This is a genomic window from Streptomyces aculeolatus (assembly GCF_020400605.1).
Classification (GTDB): Bacteria; Actinomycetota; Actinomycetes; order Streptomycetales; family Streptomycetaceae; genus Streptomyces; species Streptomyces aculeolatus.
Window position 1 is genome coordinate 146499 of the sequence record NZ_JAINRD010000011.1, and the last position, 19178, is coordinate 165676.

The 19178-nt window shown below is 75.9% G+C and carries 11 protein-coding genes; 4 read left to right on the plus strand and 7 right to left on the minus strand.

The genetic code is table 11. The features are described from left to right. Window positions 1-344: 344 nt before the first annotated feature. Window positions 345-722: a GntR family transcriptional regulator gene (locus LG396_RS19980; protein ID WP_018837394.1), complete on the minus strand. Its 378-nt coding sequence runs from the start codon at window positions 720-722 to the stop codon at window positions 345-347. Window positions 723-798: 76 nt separating this feature from the next. Between LG396_RS19980 and LG396_RS19985 the strand changes: the two genes are divergently transcribed. After that, window positions 799-1704: a GNAT family N-acetyltransferase gene (locus LG396_RS19985; RefSeq protein WP_225795842.1), complete on the plus strand. Its 906-nt coding sequence runs from the start codon at window positions 799-801 to the stop codon at window positions 1702-1704. A gap of 117 nt (window positions 1705-1821) precedes the next feature. On the opposite strand, the gene LG396_RS19990 is transcribed toward LG396_RS19985, so the two are convergent. Next, the gene (locus LG396_RS19990) at window positions 1822-2829 is read right to left on the minus strand and encodes a penicillin-insensitive murein endopeptidase (protein ID WP_225795801.1); all 1008 of its coding nucleotides are present in this window, start codon (window positions 2827-2829) and stop codon (window positions 1822-1824) included. Between the two features lie 26 nt (window positions 2830-2855). After that, window positions 2856-4625, minus strand: a complete 1770-nt coding sequence (locus LG396_RS19995; protein ID WP_225795802.1) for a glycoside hydrolase domain-containing protein — start codon at window positions 4623-4625, stop codon at window positions 2856-2858. A gap of 227 nt (window positions 4626-4852) precedes the next feature. Between LG396_RS19995 and LG396_RS20000 the strand changes: the two genes are divergently transcribed. After that, on the plus strand, window positions 4853-8293 hold the full coding sequence (locus LG396_RS20000) for a BTAD domain-containing putative transcriptional regulator (protein WP_225795803.1): 3441 nt from the start codon (window positions 4853-4855) through the stop codon (window positions 8291-8293). A gap of 85 nt (window positions 8294-8378) precedes the next feature. Here the strand turns inward: LG396_RS20000 and ddaH are convergent, their stop codons facing one another. Both ddaH and LG396_RS20010 read right to left on the minus strand, forming a co-directional pair. Next, window positions 8379-9155: a dimethylargininase gene (gene ddaH, locus LG396_RS20005; protein WP_037746521.1), complete on the minus strand. Its 777-nt coding sequence runs from the start codon at window positions 9153-9155 to the stop codon at window positions 8379-8381. A gap of 21 nt (window positions 9156-9176) precedes the next feature. Further along, a complete protein-coding gene (locus tag LG396_RS20010; protein ID WP_225795804.1) occupies window positions 9177-10202 on the minus strand; it encodes a DUF8832 domain-containing protein in 1026 nt (341 codons plus the stop codon). Window positions 10203-10378: 176 nt separating this feature from the next. On the opposite strand from LG396_RS20010, the gene LG396_RS20015 reads away from it, so the two are divergent. Then, entirely contained in the window at window positions 10379-12646 is a 2268-nt protein-coding gene (locus LG396_RS20015) for a heavy metal translocating P-type ATPase (protein WP_225795805.1), read from the plus strand. Window positions 12647-12763: 117 nt separating this feature from the next. Further along, on the plus strand, window positions 12764-14359 hold the full coding sequence (locus tag LG396_RS20020) for an AMP-binding protein (protein ID WP_225795806.1): 1596 nt from the start codon (window positions 12764-12766) through the stop codon (window positions 14357-14359). On the opposite strand, the gene LG396_RS20025 is transcribed toward LG396_RS20020, so the two are convergent. Further along, complete coding sequence (locus LG396_RS20025) at window positions 14337-15368, minus strand: DNA polymerase Y family protein (protein WP_225795807.1); 1032 nt, start codon at window positions 15366-15368, stop codon at window positions 14337-14339. The genes LG396_RS20020 and LG396_RS20025 overlap by 23 nt on opposite strands. Next, on the minus strand, window positions 15365-18892 hold the full coding sequence (locus LG396_RS20030; RefSeq protein WP_225795808.1) for a DNA polymerase III subunit alpha: 3528 nt from the start codon (window positions 18890-18892) through the stop codon (window positions 15365-15367). The genes LG396_RS20025 and LG396_RS20030 overlap by 4 nt, the downstream gene beginning before the upstream one ends. Window positions 18893-19178 lie beyond the last annotated feature (286 nt).

A 19178-nucleotide genomic window follows, 5' to 3' on the forward strand; every position in this document is an offset into this window, starting at 1 on the left:
CCGTTTCGACGCCGTTCGCTTGCGGCCGGTTCCCTTTGATCCGCAGGCTTGTCACCAGCACCAAGCCGAACGCCCAGCACCGAAGCGGCGCGGCGCCGGGCGGAGTACGGGGGTATCCGCTCGGCGCCGCGCGACGGCCTCCCGGGCCGGACCTGTTCGCGAGCGGCTCCGGGTGCGGTCTGCGCAGTCGTCGGCTCGGTCCTTGGTGGGCCTCGTCGGCCGGGCCGCTGCGCGCCGCCCGCCCGGCGCCGCGCCCTTGCGAGCACACGGTCCGGCCCGGGTGACGAGGCCCCAGGTTCGGCGCGTACCCCCGAGGACCCGGACCGGGTCCGCCCGGTGGGGTCCTACGCGTCGGCGTAGGCGGCGCGCAGCGCCTCTTCCACCGCGGTCAGCGCGGTTCCGTGGTCGAGCCCGAGGCGCTGCGCCCGCTGCGCGTACACCTGTGCCGCCGCGGCCGCCTCGCGCTGTGCGGCGTCGCCGGCGGCGGCCACGTAGCTGCCGTGCCGGCCGCGGGTCTCGATCACCCCGTCGCTCTCCAGCGCGCGGTACGCCTTGGCGACGGTGTTCGGGGCGAGGCCCAACTGCTCGGCGAGGCCCCGCACGGTGGGCAGCTTGGTGCCGGCCGGGAGCGCGCCGCCGCGCGCCTGGGCGGAGATCTGGGCGCGCACCTGCTCGTACGGGGCCTCGGGCGCCTGCTGGTCGACGAAAATCTGGATGGTCACGGACTCATTGTGGGCCGCGGGGCGATATTCGCACGACAGCGGCACCCCCGTCGCCGTAGCCTGCGGCGCCATGAGTGTGCTCGTACGGGACTTCCGGCCCGAGGACGCCGACGCGGTCGCCGAGGTGCGGCGCGCGGCCGTGCCGTTCGTCGTCACCACCGCCGAGGCGGTCCGGTGGAAGGCGGCCTCCGCGCCGCCGGAGAAGCGGCTGCGGACGCTGGTCGCCGAGGTCGGCGGGCAGGTCGTCGGGGAGTCCGAGGCATACGTCGTGCACGACAGCAGCACGCCGGGACAGGGCGTCGCCCAGCCGCACGTGCACCCCGGGCACACCGGCGGCGGCGTCGGCACCGCGCTCGTCGCGGCGGCCGAGGCGCATCTCGCCGCGCAGGGCGCGACCACCGTCTACACCTGGGTGTACGACCCGGAGCGCGACTTCCGCTTCGCCGAGCGGCGCGGCTACCGCAAGGGGCGCACCGGCCGGATCCTCCACCTCGACCTGCGCGAACCGCTCCCGGCGCGGACGGAGCCTGCGGCGGACGTGGAGCTGCGCGCGTTCGCGGACTTCGACGACCCCCGGCCGCTGTACGAGGCGGACGCGGAGGCGTCCCTGGACGAGCCGAGCGACACGCCGATCGACGCCATGTCGTACGAGCACTGGCTCGACCACACCTGGCGCGAGCCGCTGATCGACCACGACCTGACGATCGCCGCCCTGGTGGACGGCGAGGTCGCGGCGTTCAGCCTGGCGGAGACCGACGGGCGCGGGCGCTACCTGTCCGGGATGACCGGCAGCCGCCGGGCGTTCCGCGGCCGGGGGCTGGCGAAGCTCGCCAAGCACGAGTCGCTGCGGCGGGCGCGCGCTGCCGGATACACCGACGCCTTCACGGGCAACGACAGCGGCAACGGGCCGATGCTCGCCATCAACCGCTGGTTCGGCTACGAGCCGTTCCTCGTCGAGACGCGCTGCCTCAAGGACCTCTGACGACCCCGGTGGCGGTCGGGCCGTTCGCGTCGGGAGGACGGGTGCTGCGGTGCGGTGTCCGCCGCTTCTGCGCTCATGTGCCGGTCGTCGCAGCAGCCGCAGACACCGCCCGGCGTCTCAGCAGTCGTACAGCGCGTTCGCGTGGACCTTCTCGCAGTAGCGCACGTGCAGGTGGTTGTCGTGGTTGGCGTACTGGGTGACGAGGCCCTCGGAGATCAGCTGCGGGTCGTTGAAGAAGATCAGCTTGATGTGTCCGGGGGCCGCGGCGCGGATCGCCTTGACCAGCTCGCGCGTCGCGGCGCGGTCGTACGCGGCCGACTGCCACGTGATCCGCCCCGCGGTGCACTGCGCCGAGTCCGTGCGCGCCGGCCAGACGTCGAAGTCGAGCCCCAGCTCGTGGCTGGCGTGGCCCGGGATGTCGCCGCCGTGCTCGAACCCGCTGTCGCCGACGGGCAGCTTACCGTTGCCGGTGCCGGCGAAGGACGCGGCGGCGGCCTCCAGTTGGGCGACGGCGGCGGAGGTGCCCCAGTGGGCGTTCGCGTTGCCGTCCGGGCTCTGGCCGCACATCGTGCTGCCGAAGCTGGTGTTCTCGTAGTGCCAGAGCAGGTTCTTCCAGGTGACGGGGCCGACGATGCCGTCCACGCCGATGCCGGCGTGGCCCTGGAAGGTCCGTACGGCCGCGGTCGTGGCGGCGTCGAAGGTGCCGCTGACGGTGAGGCCCGCGCCGCGCTTGGCGTTGAGCGCGGCCTGCAGCGCCTTGACGGTCCCGCCGGTGTCGCCCTGCCGGATCGTCGGGGTCAGCGCGCCCCAGGTCTGCGGGCCGACGATGCCGTCGACGCCCAGGCCCTTCGCGGTCTGGAACTGGCGCACCGCGGTGTTCGTGGCGGGGCCGAACACCCCGTCCGCGGAGACCGCGATGCCCTGTCCGGCCAGCAGGTGCTGGAGCGCGAGGACGTCGGTGCCCCTGTTGCCGCTGCTCTGGGTCGGGAAGGCGGCCTGCGGGAAGGCGTTCGCCGGCGCGCCGAGGCCCAGGATCAGGGCGACCACGGTGGCGAGCAGCGCGGCCGTGCGGAACAGGGGTCTGTTCCTCCGTCTCGTCGTCTTCGTACTCTTCGTCTTCTTCATCGCGTTCTCCTCCACGGGATCGCCGGTCACTTGCCCGCCTGCAACGCGCCCCAGGTCGCCGGGCCGACGATGCCGTCCACGCCGAGCCCGCGGGTGCTCTGGTAGTCGCGCACGGCCGTCTGCGTGTTGGGGCCGAAGATGCCGTCGATGCCGACGGTGCGGCCGAGCGCGGCGGTCAGGGCCCGCTGGAGCCGGGTGACGGCTTCGCCGGTGGAGCCGTTCTGCACGGTGGGGGTGGTGCCGCGGGACAGCAGCGCGGTCCAGGTGCGAGGGCCGACGATGCCGTCCGCGGTCAGGCCCCTGGCGGTCTGGAACGCCTTGGCGGCGGTGACGGTGCCGGCGTCGAAGGTGCCGTTCGGGGCGGTGCTGCCGGGGTTGTGGCCGGCCGCCCGGAGGAGGCACTGGGCGGCGTCGACCAGGGCGCCCGTCGAGCCGGAGCGGATGGTTCCGTAGGCGTTGAAGCTCAGGTTGGCGGTGGTGCAGGTGACGGGCGGCGGGGTGCCCTCGCCGACGTCGAGGTAGTTGCGGTCGATGTGCAGGCGCTGGCCGCCGTACGTCTCGTAGACCTCGCCGACGTACTGGTGGATGCGCTGGTGGTCGGACCAGTACGCGTCGGGGACGTACGAGCCGGCGTCGGTGTCGGCGGCGCCGTTCCACCACGCGAACCACAGGTGGTCCACGCGCAGGTAGCGCGCGTCGTCGTAGACGCTCGCCGCGTCGCGGACGCCGGAGGAGGCGCTGGAGTACAGGCCGGAGAGGTAGCCCTTGGCGTGCAGAGCCTCGGTCCAGCCGGAGACGTAGCTCATCACCGCGGCCTTGCAGGAGGCGGTGGAGGTGTAGTTCTCGATGTCGGAGTAGAGGGCGCTGCCGGCCGGGATGCCGAGGCTCTGCGCGGCGGTCGCCGAGGCGTTGGCGGCGCTGACGCCCTGGGCGCGGGCGGTGACGGGGTCGGCCGACATCTTGTTGGAGAAGTTGCTGCAGGGTGCTTGGCGGCCCACGTCGATGGGGATGAGGTGCCAGCCCTTGTTCGTCTGGTTCGTCACCCAGCTCGCGGTCAGGTTGGGCTGCGCGCAGGCGCGGGTGGCGCCGGAGATGTAGACACCGACGGCGCGGTACGGGGAGGAGGCGAGCCAGGCGTCCATCGTGGTCTGCGACGGCGCGGCGCAGGCGTCGAAGCCCTGGCCGCGGAAGTCCCCGGGCTGCGGGCCCGCGGCGGCGGCCGGCCGGGCGGCGCCCCCGTCGGCGGCGCCGGTGGCGGGCAGTTCGGTGCGCTCGGCGCCGGCCGTCAGCTCGGCGCCGGCGAGGACGTCGCGTACCAGCTGCTCGGTCGCGGGGGCGTGCGCCGCGGTGACCAGGACGCCCGCGTCCTCGACGGCCACCTGGATCGCGCCGTCCCGCGACGTCGCGCCGTGGGCCGCGGCGCTGCCGCGCGGGGCGACGGCGGTGGCCGCGGTGGTCTGCCGGGCCGCCCCGGCGTCGAGGGGTTCGACGACGAGTCCGGCGGTGCGGCCCTTGAGGCCGGGCGGGCAGGCGCTCTGGTCGCCGGGCTCGCCGAGGTAGACGGCGGGGCGGTCGAAGCGTACACACGCGTCCGGGTCCGCGGCGAGGTCGACGACCCGCCAGCCGGCGGGGACGGTGACCTGGTAGCCGCGGTACTCGACGGTGGTGCCGGTGGTGTCGGTGCCGGGCGGGGGTTCGGCGGCGGCCGGGCTCGCGGCGGTCAGCCCGCCGAGGGTGACGAGGGCCGCCAGGCCGGCGAGCAGGGGGCGCCAGGACCCCGTACGTCTGGATGACATCGCGAATCGCTCTCCTACTGCGGTGGGGGCTCCGGGGGACTCCGTGCGGGCTCCGGTCGCGGGACGGCACTGCGGCACGTGTCTACGCGATGGCCGGAGCGCGGCGGTTGCGCGACGGTTGCGCGGCCGCTGCCTGCCACGACACGGGTGACCTTGACATGTACCGCCCAGTACAAGGATGGTGACGCCGAAGCAGCTCACGAAGACCGTGACCAGGGGACGGTGTGATGCGCTATCGGGTCCTCGGCAGGCTCGACGTCTGCAGCGGCACGCGGTGGATTCCGCTGAACGCCGCGAAGCAGCGCGCCCTGCTCGCCCATCTGCTCATCAACGCGGGCCGGTTCGTCCCCGCCGACGCGCTCATCGCCGAGCTGTGGGGCGACGACGTACCGGACTCCGCCGCCAAGTCCCTGCAGGTCTACGTGCACCGGCTGCGCCGCGCCCTGGGCGGCGGCCCGGAGACGTTACACACCCGCCCGGGGGGCTACGAGCTGGCCGTCGAGCCCGACGGCACCGACGCCGCCCGCTTCGCGACCCTGGCCGCGGCCGGGCGCGCGGAGCTGGCCGACCGGCGTCCGGCCGCGGCCGTGGAGTCGCTGACGGAGGCGCTGGGGCTGTGGCGCGGCCCGGCGTTCGCGGACGTGCCCGCCACCGATGCCGTACGGGCCGAGGCCGCGCGTCTTGAGGAGTGCCGGCTGACGGCCTGGGAGGACCTGGCGGACGCGAAGCTGGCCGTGGGCCGGCACCCCGAACTGGCCGCGGAGCTGGGCGCGCTGCTCGCCCAGCACCCGCTGCGGGAGCCGCTGTGGGGCCGGCTGATGCTGGCGCTGCACCGCTCGGGGCGGCGCTCGGACGCGCTGCGCACGTACGCGCGGGCCCGCCGGATGCTGGCGGACGAGCTGGGCGTGGAGCCGGGGGCGCAGCTCCAGGAGGTGCACGCGGCGGTGCTGGCGGGCGGGCCCGAGCCGGGGCCGCGGCACGAGGCCGTGGAGCGGCCGGCGTACTGCCAGCTGCCGGCGCGCATCCCGGACTTCGTGGGGCGGCGCGAGCAGTTGGTGCAGGTGCTGCGGTGGCTGGGGCGCCCGGAGGGGGCGCCGGACCGCGGGGCCCCGGGCTTCGACGCGTGGCAGGTCGACGCGCGTCACATCGCCCCCCGCACCGTCCTCGTCACCGGCGTCGCGGGCGCCGGCAAGTCCACCTTCGCGGTGCACGCCGCGCACCTGCTCCGCGACGCCTTCCCCGACGGCCAGCTCCACGCCGACCTGCGGACCGCGTCGGGGCACCCGGCCGACACCGGCGACGTGCTGGCCTCCCTGCTCAAGACCCTCGGCATGACCGGCGCCGGCATCCCCGACAGCGTGGAGGAGCGGGCCCGGCGCTACCGCGCGGAACTCGCCGACCGCCGCGTGCTCGTCGTCCTCGACAACGCCGGCTCGGAGCGGCAGATACGCCCCCTGCTGCCCGGCACCGGCGACAGCGCCGTGCTCGTCACCAGCCGCGCCGCCCTGGCCGGGCTCGAAGGCGCGCTCCGCGTCGGCCTCGGCCTGCTCAGCGACGCGGAGGCGCTGGAGCTGCTGGCGCGCGCGGCCGGCGACGACCGTACGCGCCGCGACCCCGAGGTCGCCGCGCGGATCGCCGCGCAGTGCGGCAACCTGCCGCTCGCGCTGCGCATCGCGGGCGCCCGGCTGGCGACCCGCCGGCACCTGTCGCTGCCCCGGCTGGCGGACGCGCTGGCCGACGAGCGGCGGCGGCTGGACGAGCTGGTCGCGGGCGACCTGGAGGTACGGGCCAGCGTCACGCTGGGCTACACGGCGCTGGATCCGGTCGCGCAGCGGGCGTTCCGGCTGCTCGGGCTGCTGGACGTGCCGACGGTGCCCGGCTGGGTGGTCGCCGCGCTCCTCGGCGACGGCGCGGCCCACGGCGCCCCGGCCCCGGACGGCGGGCCACCGCGGGCAGAACCGGCACAGGGGACACCGGCACAAGGGGCCCCGGCGCAGAGGGACCCGGCGCTCGGGCACCAGCCGCAGGCAGGTCCGGCCTCCCCCGGCGACGGGCCCGGGAGAGACGCGGGCGCCCCCGCCCACCTCCACCCGCCCCCGGCCGACCCGGTGGCCCTCGCCGAGCGGTCGCTCGACGCCCTCGTCGACAACCACCTCGTCGAGGTGCACGCCCCCGACCCCGCCGCGGAACCCCGCTACCGCCTCCACGACCTCCTGCGCCTCTACGCCCGCGAACGCGCCCACGCCCAGGAGCCGCCCGCCGAACGGGCCGCCGCGCTCGGCCGCGTCCACGCCGCCTACCTCGACCTCGCCCGCCGCGCCGACGACTCCCTGTCCTCCGGCTTCTCCGGCCGCGTCACGGTGCCGGCGCCCGGCCACAGCCCCCCGGCGGCGGAGGCGGCCCGGGTGGCGGCGGAGCCGCTGGCCTGGCTGGAGGCCGAACGGACGACGCTGCGCGCCCTCGTCCGCCAGGCGGCCGACGCCGGCGAGGCCGGGACCGCGTGGCGGCTGGCGGCGGCGCTGGCGGCGTTCTTCGAGTCGTCCGCGCACTTCGACGACTGGCGCGAGACGCACCGCACGGCGCTGGCGGCGGCGACCGCGGCCGGCGACCGGCTCGGCGTCGCCGTCCTGCACCGCAACCTGGGCGAGCTGGAGACCGTGCAGGACCACTACGGCGAGGCGGTGGTGGCGTTCAAGCGGTCGCTGAAGGAGTTCGCGGCGCTGGACCGCCCCCGCGCGGTCCCCCGCGCCAAGCCCGGCGAGCGCCCGCACGACCCGGGCCACGACGGCCGTGCGGACGCCGCCGGCCACCACCCCGCCGAGTCCGCCGCGGCCGCCGGCCTCGGCGTGCTGCTGCGGCTGCGCGGCCAGTACGCGCAGGCCGCCGCCTGTCTGCGGCGCGGCATCGAGCGGGCCAGGGCGGGCGGCAACGTGCGCTCCGAGGCGTACGCGCGCTGCGGCCTCGGCACCGTCCACCTGGAGTGCGGCGAACCGGGCGCCGCCCGGCGCGAGTTCGACCGGGCGCTGGCCCTGGCCCGGCAGGACGGCTACCGGCACGGCGAGGCGTCCGCGGAGCGCAACCTCGGGCTCGCCGACCTCGCCGTCGGCCGTGTGCACGCCGCCGCGGCGCGGATGCTGCGCAGCTGCGAGCTGGCGGTGGAGAGCGGCGACCGGGTCGGCGAGGTGCACGCGCTCCAGTGGCTCGGGCATCTGACGGACGTGGCCGGGGAGCCGGCGCGGGCGCAGCGGATGCTCGACGAGAGCCTGGCGGCGTACCGGCGCTTCGGCGAGCGGTTCGGCGAGGCGCTGACGCTGCGCGCGCAGGCCGACCTGCTGCTGCACGCGCGCCGCCCGGCGGAGGCCAAGGCGACGGCGCGGCAGGCGCTGTCCATCTGGCGGCACCTCGACACCCCGTACTGGACGTCGCGCACGCTCGACGTGCTCGCCGCCGCGCACGCGGCGGCGGGCGGCGCGGGGGGTGAGGTGGCGGCCGCCCGGGTTCGTCGTCAGGCCGCGGCTCTACGCGCGTCAGTCGGCCTGCCCGCGGCCCTCCACGCACCCGTCGTGGCAGGTCGCCGCCTCGGCGGCCACCTGACGCCGGCCCCGGACCTGTCCCCCGCCGTCCGCACCCCGCTGGGCCCGCTGCGCGTGGCGGCGGAGAGCCGCTGAGGCCGCGGGCGGAGGCGGAGGAGGCGGCCCGGGGTGCGGGCGCCCGGGTGCGGGGCCGGCGGGGTGCGGGCGGGTGGCGGCGCCGTCAGGCGTACAGGCCCCGCATGCGTACCGACAGGCAGGTCACCGAGCCTTCGAGCTTCTCGAACTCGCTGATGTCCACCGGCACCGGCGTGTAGCCCAGCTCCTCGTACAGCGCGGCGGTCCGCGGCGCGCTCGCCGCCATCAGCAGCGCGCCGCCGCCCAGCAGGATGACGTGCGCCCCGGCGGCCTCGGGCACCTCGATGCGGCCCGGGAAGAGGTCCGGTGTGTCGACGAGCCCCGGGTGGGTCGCGAAGGTGCCGTCGGGCAGGGCGGTGATGCCGGACTTCAGGTGCAGCACCTTGGTGACGGGGACGGTGACGACGCGGGCGCCGAGCGGCTCGAAGCAGGCGCGGAGCTGCCGGACGCCGTCGGTGTTGGTGCGCCCGCCGAGGCCGACGTAGATGGTGTCGCCGACCTTGAGCACGTCGCCGCCGTCGAGCGTGCCGGGCGCGTGGACCCGGTTCACGGAGCAGCGCATGAGGCTCACGGCGGCCTCGACGCCGGGGGTCTCCGGCTTGCGGGAGTCGGCGCCGGGGCGGGTGACGAGGGCGACGTTCCTGTACATCACCACCGTGTCCTCGACGAAGACCGCGTCCGGGCAGTCGTCGGCGGGCTCGACCTCGGCGGTCTCCCAGCCGTGCAGTTCGAGGGCGGCGACGTAGGACCGCCACTGGGCGAGGGCCCGGTCGCCGTCGACCGGCGTGCGGTCGATGTGCGTGACCAGGCCCTCGGCGAGACGCGGTCCGGGGCGGCGTACGAGTGCTTTCCTGCTGCGCATGCAGCAGGTCTACCACGGCGGTCAGTGGCTGTGACCGCCGCCGTCCTCCTCGTCCGACCCGCTCTCCGCGCCCTGCTCGCCGTCCGCGCCCTGCTCGCCGCCCTCGGCCGCGCCGCCGCCGGCGGTGACGGTGAAGGCCGCGGTGCGCACCTCGCCGTCGTGCTTGAAGTCGAGGAACAGGCGGTACGAACCGGTGCTGGGCGCGGTCGCGGAGAAGGCCACCTCGGGGCCGGGCTCCGTGCTGCCGTCGCCGGGCTCGCCGTTGGGGTGGACGTGCAGGTATGCGAGGTCGCCGGCGCGGAGCGCGACGAGGTGCCCGTACGCGCCCAGGTAGGGCTGCAGGTCGGTGACCGGCTTGCCGTCCTTCTCGACGGAGAACTCCACCTCGCGGGCGGAGCCGGGCGTCAGGGCGCCGTCGAGCGTCACCTCGTACCCGTCGACCGTCGCGGTCCGCTCCGGCTCGGCCGGCGCCGCCGGGCGGTAGTCCCCGGCGACGGCGAGGTCGCCGCCCAGGGTCAGGCCGTTCTCGGGGCCGCCGGTGGGCACGAAGTCGGCGAAGACCCGGTAGTCGCCGGCCTCGGGCAGTTCGACGGGGGTGCTCCAGGTGCCGTCGGCGTCGCGGACGGGGTGGAGGTGGCGGTACGTATCGAGGTCGCGGGAGGCGACGATCAGGTGCAGCTCCTTGCCGTGCTCCCGCTCGTACGAGGTCACGGGCTCGCCGTCCGCGCCGCGTACGGCGAAGCTCAGCTCGGCGGGGCTGTCGGCGTCGATGCGCTCGGTGTCGAGGTCGAGCGTGTAGCCGGCCTCGGAGAGCTGCAGCCCGCCCGCGGCGGGTCCGGCGTCCTCGCCGTGGCCGCCGCCGTGCCCGTCGCCCTTCTTGCCGGCGCCTTCCGCCGCGCCTTCTTCCCCGCCCGCGGCGTGTCCGCCGTGGGCCGGGGCGGTGTCCTCGTCGGTGACGGGCCCCACGGCGCTGCCGACCCCGTACGCCCCGGCGAACGCGACGGCCAGCGCACCTGCGAAGAGTCCGGCCCTGGCTGCGGTGTTCATCGCTCGCTCCTCTCGGTCGGCCCGTCGCTGCGACCGGCCTCGATACTGGCGACGATACCCCCTAGGGGTATAAAGTCAAGCGAGGGCAGCGCTTGCAATGGATACGGGTCAGGGGTATACATGGTGTCGAAGGATCTAATACCCCCTGGGGGTATAGCGAGCCACGAGGAGCAGTGATGACCACCACCACGCCTGGCAGGACGGCCGAGGTCGAACTCGCGATCGGCGGTATGACCTGCGCCTCCTGCGCCGCACGGATCGAGAAGAAGCTCAACCGCATGGAGGGCGTCGAGGCCACCGTCAACTACGCCACCGAGAAGGCCAAGGTCACGTTCGCTGACGACGTGGCCGTCGACGACCTGATCGCCACCGTCGAACGTACCGGGTACACCGCCGCACCGCCCGCCCCGGCCGGCACGGCCGCGGGCGACGGGCAGGAGGACGGCGCCGGCGGGCAGGGCCCGCCCGACGAGCTGCGGACGCTGCGCCAGCGGCTCTTCGGATCCCTGGCGCTCTCGGTGCCGGTGATCGCGATGGCGATGGCCCCCGCCCTGCAGTTCGAGTACTGGCAGTGGCTCTCGCTCACGCTGGCCGCGCCGGTGGTGGTCTGGGGCGCCTGGCCGTTCCACAGGGCCGCCTGGACCAACGCGCGGCACGGCGCCGCCACCATGGACACGCTGATCTCGGTCGGTACGACCGCCGCGTTCCTGTGGTCGCTGTGGGCGCTGTTCTTCGGCACCGCGGGCGAGCCCGGCATGACCCACCCCTTCGAGCTGACCATCGCCCGCGGCGACGGCTCCGGCAACATCTACCTCGAAGCCGCGGCCGGCGTGACGACGTTCATCCTCGCCGGGCGGTACTTCGAGGCCAAGTCGAAGCGGAAGGCGGGCGCGGCGCTGCGCGCGCTGATGGAGCTGGGCGCCAAGGAGGTCGCGGTGCTGCGCGACGGCCGCGAGGAGCGGGTGCCCGTGGACCGGCTCGCGGTCGGCGACCGCTTCGTGGTGCGGCCCGGCGAGAAGATCGCCACCGACGGCACCGTCGTCGAGGGCGCCTCCGCCGTCGACGCCTCCATGCTCACCGGTGAGTCCGTGCCGGTGGAGGTCACCGTGGGCGACGCCGTCACCGGCGCCACCGTCAACGCCGGCGGCCGGCTGGTCGTGGAGGCCACCCGGGTCGGCTCGGACACGCAGCTGGCGCGGATGGCCCGGCTGGTCGAGGACGCCCAGAACGGCAAGGCCGCCGTGCAGCGGCTCGCCGACCGGATCTCCGGCATCTTCGTCCCGGTCGTCATCGCCCTGTCCCTGGGGACCCTGGGCTTCTGGCTCGGTACGGGCGACGGCATCTCCGCCGCGTTCACCGCCGCGGTCGCCGTGCTGATCATCGCCTGCCCCTGCGCCCTCGGCCTGGCCACCCCGACCGCCCTCATGGTCGGCACGGGCCGCGGCGCGCAGCTCGGCATCCTCATCAAGGGCCCCGAGGTGCTGGAGTCGACCCGCAAGGTCGACACCGTCGTCCTGGACAAGACCGGCACCGTCACCACCGGCACCATGACCCTGCACGCCCTGCACACCGCGGACGGCGAGGACGAGGAAACGGTGCTGCGGCTGGCGGGCGCGCTGGAGCACGCCTCGGAGCACCCCATCGCCCAGGCGGTGGCCGCCGCGGCGGCCGACCGCGTCGGTACGCTGCCGGTCCCCGAGGACTTCGCCAACGTGCCCGGGCTCGGCGTCCAGGGCGTCGTCGGGGGCCACGCGGTCCTCGTCGGGCGGCAGCAGCTCCTCGCGGACTGGGCGATCACCCTGCCCGCCGGGCTCGCCGCGGCCAAGGAGCGGTCGGAGCAGGCCGGGCGCACCGCGATCGCGGTCGCCTGGGACGGCGAGGCCCGCGCCCTGCTGGAGGTCGCGGACGCGGTCAAGCCCACCAGCGCGCAGGCCATCAGGCGGCTGCGTGACCTGGGTCTGACCCCGATCCTGCTCACCGGCGACAACAAGGCCGTCGCGCAGACCGTCGCCGCCGAGGTCGGCATCGACGAGGTCATCGCCGAGGTCCTCCCCGAGGACAAGGTCGACGCGGTCAAGCGGCTGCAGGCCGAGGGCCGTACGGTCGCCATGGTCGGAGACGGCGTCAACGACGCCGCCGCCCTCGCCCAGGCCGACCTGGGCCTGGCCATCGGCACCGGCACCGACGCCGCCATCGAGGCCGCCGACCTCACCCTGGTCAACGGCGACCTGCGGGCCGCACCGGACGCCATCCGGCTCGCCCGCTCCACCCTGTCCACCATCAAGACCAACCTCGCCTGGGCGTTCGGCTACAACACCGCCGCCCTGCCGCTCGCCGCCGCGGGCCTGCTCAACCCGATGCTCGCGGGCGCGGCGATGGCCTTCTCCTCCGTCTCGGTGGTCGCCAACAGCCTGCGGCTGCGGCGCTTCCGGCCGCTGGGCTGAGGCCACCGGTCCGCGGCGGCCGCCCCGCGCACCGCCCGTACGTGCCGATCCGGCCGTGCGGGCGGTGTGGCGTTGAGACGGACGGGTTACGGTGCCCTCCGCGGGCGCGGCAGCGGAATGCGGCGCCGGGCCGAGGGGGAGGAAGGCGTCGTGGGGATGCGGGAGACGGAAAAGTCATCGGAGCCGGGGGCGGAAGCGGTGCCGGGGACGGCGCGGGAGGTGCCGTGGGAGTTGTTCCCGGCGCTGCGCACCGCGCCGGAGCGGGTCGCGCTGCGCTTCGGCGGCACCGTCCTGACGTACGGCGAGCTGGCCGCCGCGGCCGGCGCCGTCGGCCGGCGGCTCGGGGGCGCCCGGCGGGTGGCCGTCTGGGCGACGCCGGAGCCGGCGACGGCGGTGGCGGTGACCGCGGCGCTGGTGGCGGGTGTGGCGGTGGTGCCGCTCAACCCCCGTATCGGCGTACGGGAGCTGGCGCACATCGTGGCCGACAGCGGGCCCGAGCTGGTGCTCGCGGCGCCGGACGCGGAGCTGCCCGGGGCGCTGGCGGAGGTCGAGCGGGTGGACGTGGCGGCGGGCGGGACGGTGAACGGGGCGGCGGCCGTACGGGCCGAGCCGCCGGCGGCCGGCCCGCGCCCCGGACCCGGCACCCCCGCGCTCGTCGTCTACACCTCCGGTACGACGGGCCCGCCCAAGGGCGTCGTGCTGGCGCAGCGGGCGCTGGCCGCGACCCTCGACGACCTCGCGGAGGTCTGGGGCTGGACGGAGCGGGACACGGTGGTGCACGCGCTGCCGCTGTTCCACGTGCACGGGCTGGTCCTCGGCGTGCTGGGCCCGCTGCGCCGCGGCGGCGCCGTGCACCACGTGGGGCGGTTCGCGCCGGAGACGGCGGCGGCGGCGCTGGCCGCGGGCGGCACGATGCTGTTCGGGGTGCCGACGATGTACCACCGGCTGGCCGACGCCCTCGACGCGGAGCCGGCGGCCGCACCCGGGGCGTCCTCCGGTACGTCCCTGGCCGCCGCCCTCGCCGGCGCCCGGCTGCTGGTCTCCGGCTCCGCGGCGCTGCCGGTGGCCGACCACCGCCGGCTCACCGCGGCCACCGGCCGCCGCGTCGTGGAGCGCTACGGCATGACGGAGACGCTGATGAACACCAGCGTCCGCCCCGACGACATGGACGCCACCGGCAGCGTCGGCGTCCCCCTGCCGTCCGTCGCCGCCCGGCTCGTCGACGACGCGGGGGCCGAACTCACCGCGTATGACGGGGAGACGGTCGGCGAGATCGAGGTCCGCGGCCCGAACCTCTTCACCGGCTACCTCAACCGCCCCGAGGCGACGGCGGCGGCGTTCCGCGACGGCTGGTTCCGCACCGGCGACATGGCGGTACGGGACGCGGCCGGCCGCTACCGCATCGTCGGCCGCCGCGCCACGGACCTCATCAAGTCCGGCGGCTACAAGATCGGCGCCGGGGAGATCGAGAACGCGCTGCTGGAGCACCCGGCCGTCGCCGAGGCGGCGGTCACCGCGGAGCCGGACCCGGACCTGGGCGAGCGCATCGTCGCCTGGGTGGTCCCGGCCGGCGCGCCGCCGCCCGCCGCGGAGCTGTCGGCGTACGTGGCCGACCACCTGGCCCCGCACAAGCGCCCCCGCAAGGTCCACTTCCTCGACGCCCTCCCCCGCAACGACATGGGCAAGGTCCTCAAGCGCGCCCTGGGGAGCTGACGCCCTCCCACCCCGGCGCCGGGGGCTCCGTGATCGCCAGGGTCGCGGGCCGGACGGCCCCGGGGCCGAAGCGGCGGCGGGCGCGGTCCGCGGCCGCCTCGGCGCGGCGGGCGCGGGCGTCGCCGGGGTCCAGCGAGAGCTGGCGGTACGCGCCGGCCGCCGGCAGCAGGTGGTCGGCGCGGAGCGCGTACGCCCGTACCCGGGCCCGCTGCAGCCCGAGGGCGGCCAGCAGGCCGAGGGCGGTGGCGGCGAGCACCGGCGAGTGGTCGGTGGGCTCCGCGACGGCCCGGGTCCTGGTGGTCGAGCTGCGGTCGGCGTAGCGCACCACGAGGGTGAGGCGGCCGGCGACCTGGGCCTCCCCGCGCAGGCGCTGGCCGATCCGGTCGGCGAGGCCCAGGACGGCCCGGTGGTGCCGTACGGGGTCGAGGCAGTCGGCGTCCAGCACCAGCTCCGCCGACAGGGACGCCGCCGGTTCCGCGGGGGTGACCGGGCGCGGGTCGTAGCCGCGGGCGCGGTCGCCGAGCAGGCGGGCCTGGCTGACGCCGAGGAGCCGCTGCAGGGTCGCCGCGGGCAGCTCGGCGATCTGCCCGACGGTGTGCAGGCCGTACCGTCCGAGCTTCTCCGCGGTCGCGCGGCCGATCCCGGGGAGGGCGGCGACCGGGCGCGGGTGCAGCCACTCCGCCGCCCGCCCCGTGGGCACGCGGGTGGTGTCCCCGGGCGCGGAGGCGTCGGCCGCCATGGCCGCGAGCATGCGGTTGCCCGCGAGGCCCGCGCTGCTGTCGATGCCGTAGAGGGCCTTCAGCCTCATCTTCACGAGCTGGACCGCGTCGTAGGCCGACAGGTCGAAGTACCGGAGCGCGGACGTCAGGTCGAGCTGTACGGCGTCGGGCGGCATCTCCTGGACGTGGGGCGTGACGCCGCCCATCAGCTCGACGATGTCCGCGTACTGCTCCCCGCTCAGCGAGGCGTGCAGATGGAGGTGGGCGATGTGCCGGCGGCGCGCGGTCATCCCGCGCTCCCCGGGCTGCGGTGGCCGAACTTCTTCAGGTCGGCCGACCGGCTGCCGGCGGGCTGCAGGTCGGCGTACGGGTGCAGGCGGGCCCCGGCGGTGCCGTCGGCCAGGGTGCGGCCGGGCTGAGGACGGTCGGGCCGGTCGGGGCCCGGGCGGGCCCCGTCGGGCCGGGGGCCGTCGGGCTGGGCGGGGGTCGGGTGCGGCCGGTCCTCGCCCAGGAGGGCGAGTGCGGCCTCGGGGCCGTCGTCGCGGCGGGCGGCGGCGATCCGGTCCAGGTCCCAGGCCATGGTGCCGACGACGGTGCGCCGGGTGCCGCGCACCTGGACCGTGCCGCGTACCAGCAGCAGGCCGCTGTGGAAGACGGTGTGCGCGCAGGCCGGGTGGGAGTCCTCGAAGAACGCCAGGTCGACCAGGCCGGAGCCGTCCTCCAGCGTGACGAAGATGATGCGCTTGCCGCTGGCGATCGGCGGGGTCTGCGTCGAGGCCCGCACGCCGGCGACGAGCACCTGCTGCCCGGGGCGCAGGCCGGCGAGGTGGGCCGCGTCCGTCGCGCCGATCTCGCGGAGCAGCCGGTGGTGGTGCTCCATCAGGTGCTTGGAGACGTCGATGCCGAGGGTGTTCAGTTCGGCGCCGAGGGTCTCGCGACCGGTCATCTCCGGCAGCCCGCTCGGCTCCGTACCGCCGGCCGCGTCCGCGCCGATGGGCAGTTGGCCCTCACCCGCGAAGCGGGCCCGGGACTGCCGGTGCAGCTCGTCGATCTGGAGGAGGAGGTCGCGGCGGGTGAGGCGGCCGTCGCCGAGGCCGTCGAGGGCGCCGATCCCGGCCAGGCGCTCGGCGAGCGGCCTGCTGGGCCGGGCCCGCTGCCAGAAGTCCGACAGGGAGCCGTAGGGCAGGCCCTCCTCGATCCGTACGGCCTCGTCCTCGCTGATGCCGTGCACCGCGGACAGCGCGAGCCGCACCCCCCACCGGTCGTCCGCGTCGCTCTTCTCCACGGTGTGCCGCACCCGGGAGCGGTTGACGTCGACGGGCAGGACCGGCACGCCGCGCCGGCGGGCGTCGGAGACGAGGACGCGCTTGGGCCACATGCCGGGGTCGTGTTCGAGGAGGCCGGCCAGCAGGAACGCCGGGTAGTGCGCCTTGAGCCAGGCGCTCTGCAGCGCGGGTACGGCGAAGGCGACCGCGTGCGCCCGGCAGAAGCCGTAGGCGCCGAAGGCCGCGACGGTCTTCCAGACCTCGTCCCGTACGGCCGTGCCGTAGCCGCGCGCACGCGCCTGCCGGTGGAACCAGTCCCTGATCCCGGGCAGCCTGTCCTCGTCCCCGAGCGCGCGCCGGGCGATCTCCCCCAGGGCCCGGTCGCATCCGGTCATCACCCGGAAGGTCTCGATGATCTGCTCGTGCCAGATGGTCACGCCGTACGTGTCGGAGAGCACCGGTTCGAGGTCCGGGTGGGCGTACTCGGGAGCGCCGCCGTGGCGGGCGGCGACGTAGCGCTCGGGCATGCCGCCGGCGACGGGTCCTGGGCGGAAGAGGCTGATGTCCGCGATGACGTCCTGCGGGTCGCGGGGCTTGAGCCGGGACAGCAGGTCCTGCTGGCCGGGGGACTCCAGCTGGAACAGGCCCAGGGTCTCGCTGTCCTGGATGAGCTTGAACGCGAAGACGTCGTCGAGCGGCACCTGTCCGGGGTCGTCCAGGTCGATGTGCCTGCCCGTGGCCTGTGCGATCTCGGCGACGGCGTGGGCCATCGCGGACTGCATGCGCACGCCCAGGACGTCGAGCTTGATGTTGCCGAGGTCCTCGATCTCCTCCTTGGCGGCCATGGCCATGGGGTAGTCGCCCTGCGGGGTGGGCTGCACCGGCAGCCGGTCCAGGAGGGTGGCGTCGCTGATGACGACGCCGCACGGGTGCATGGCCATGCCGTGGACGAGGGCGTCGAGGCCCTCGGCGAGCTCCCACAGCGGGCCGTACCGGTGTGCCTCGGCGGCCAGTTGCCGCAGCTCCGGCAGCTCCGCGAGGGCGCCGGTGATGTCGGAGGCCCGCAGGTGCGGGAAGCTCTTGGCGATCCGGTCGACGTCGGCGGGCTCGATGCCGAGGGCGAGGCCGGCGTCCCGCAGCGCCCTGCGCGCCCGGTAGGTCTCGGGCATCGCGGTGACCGCCACCCGCTCCTTGCCGAACCGGTCGAAGATCACGTCGTAGCACTCCAGCCGGCGGGCCGACTCCACGTCGATGTCGATGTCGGGCAGCGACTTGCGCCGGACGCTCAGGAAGCGCTCGAACAGCAGCCGGTGGTCGAGGGGGTTGGCCGTGGCGATGTCCAGGACGTGGCAGACCAGCGAGCCGGCGCCGGAGCCGCGGGCGGCGACCCGGATGCCCTTGGCCCGGATGTCGGCCACGACCTGGCCGACGGCGAGGAAGTACGAGTCGTAGCGGAGTGTGGAGATCGCTTCCAGCTCCTCGTCCAGTCGGGTACGGGCCGCGGGGTCGCGGTCGAGGCCGCGCCTGGCCAGGCCGTCCTCGCACTGCCGGCGCAGCAGCCGCGCGGCTCCGCCGGCGCCGGGCCCGGCGCCGAAGAGCGCCGCCTCCGGGAAGTGCGGCCGCCCCAGCCCGAGGTCCGCCGCGGGATCGATCGTGCACGCGGCGGCCGTCGCGGCGGTGTCCGCCATCAGGCGGCGTGCGCGCCGTACGTCCCCTCCTGCGCACTCGGCGACCAGCCGCGCCACGGCCGCCATCGCCCGCTCGTCCTTGAGCCAGCGCTGCCCGCTGTCCAGCCGGCGCCAGTCGATCGGCCGCAGCAGCCGGGCGGCGTCCAGGACGTCCGCGAGCCGGTGCTGGCCGGGGTCGGCGTAGCGGACGGCGTTGGAGAGCACGACGGTGGTACCCGTGCGGTCGCCCAGCGCCAGGGTGCGGGCGGCGAGGCGGAGCGACCCGGGTCCGGTGCCCGCGCGCTTGTGCGCGGCGGCCTCCAGCCGGAGCCCGGCCCCGAAGACCTCCCGCCACGGCGCGAGCAGCTTCGCCGCGACGTCCTCCCGGCCCGCCGCCAGCGCCCGCACCGGCTCGGAGAGCGGCCCGAGCAGGGCCACCAGGCCGGCGCCCCCGTACGCGCGCAGCGCCTGCCACGGCACCACCGGCGGGCTGCCGGCCGTCGCGCCCGCGTGGGCGGCGGACACGATGCGGCACAGCCGCGCCCACCCCGCTCCGTCCCGCGCGAGCAGCACGAACCGCAGCGGCGGCTCGACCACGTGCCCGCCGCCCCGCACCGGGCCGCGCCGCCGCGGGCCGGGCGGCGGCGGTGCGGCCCGGTGCGGGGCGCCTGCCACCGCCAGATCGACCCCCAGCACCGGCCGGACCCCGGCCTCCGCGCAGGCCCGGACGAACCGGACGGTGCCGGTGACGGTGTCCCGGTCGGTCAGGGCGAGGGCTCCCATGCCGCGCTCGGCGGCCCGCCGGACGAGGTGCTCGGGGTGGGACGCGCCGTAGCGGGCGGAGTAACCGGACGCGACGTGCACGTGGGCGAAGCCCGCCATGCCGCACCTCCATCACTCCACCCCATTTCGGCTCTTTATCCCGATAGATTCCATCGTACGTTCGTTCGATTACCCTAGCTCTTCCAAGCCCGCCCGGCGAACGCCGCGGAACGCGCGTTCCCCCAGCTCGGCGGCGCCCCGAAGGCCGCCGGCGCCGCCATTCCCGCCATCTCCGCGCCCGGGCAGTCCAGTTGGGCGCCCAGCCGCCCGCACATGAGATTCGTCACTCCCCCGGAACGGCCGCCACCCACCCACCTCCGACGGCACCCAGCGATTGGACTAGACC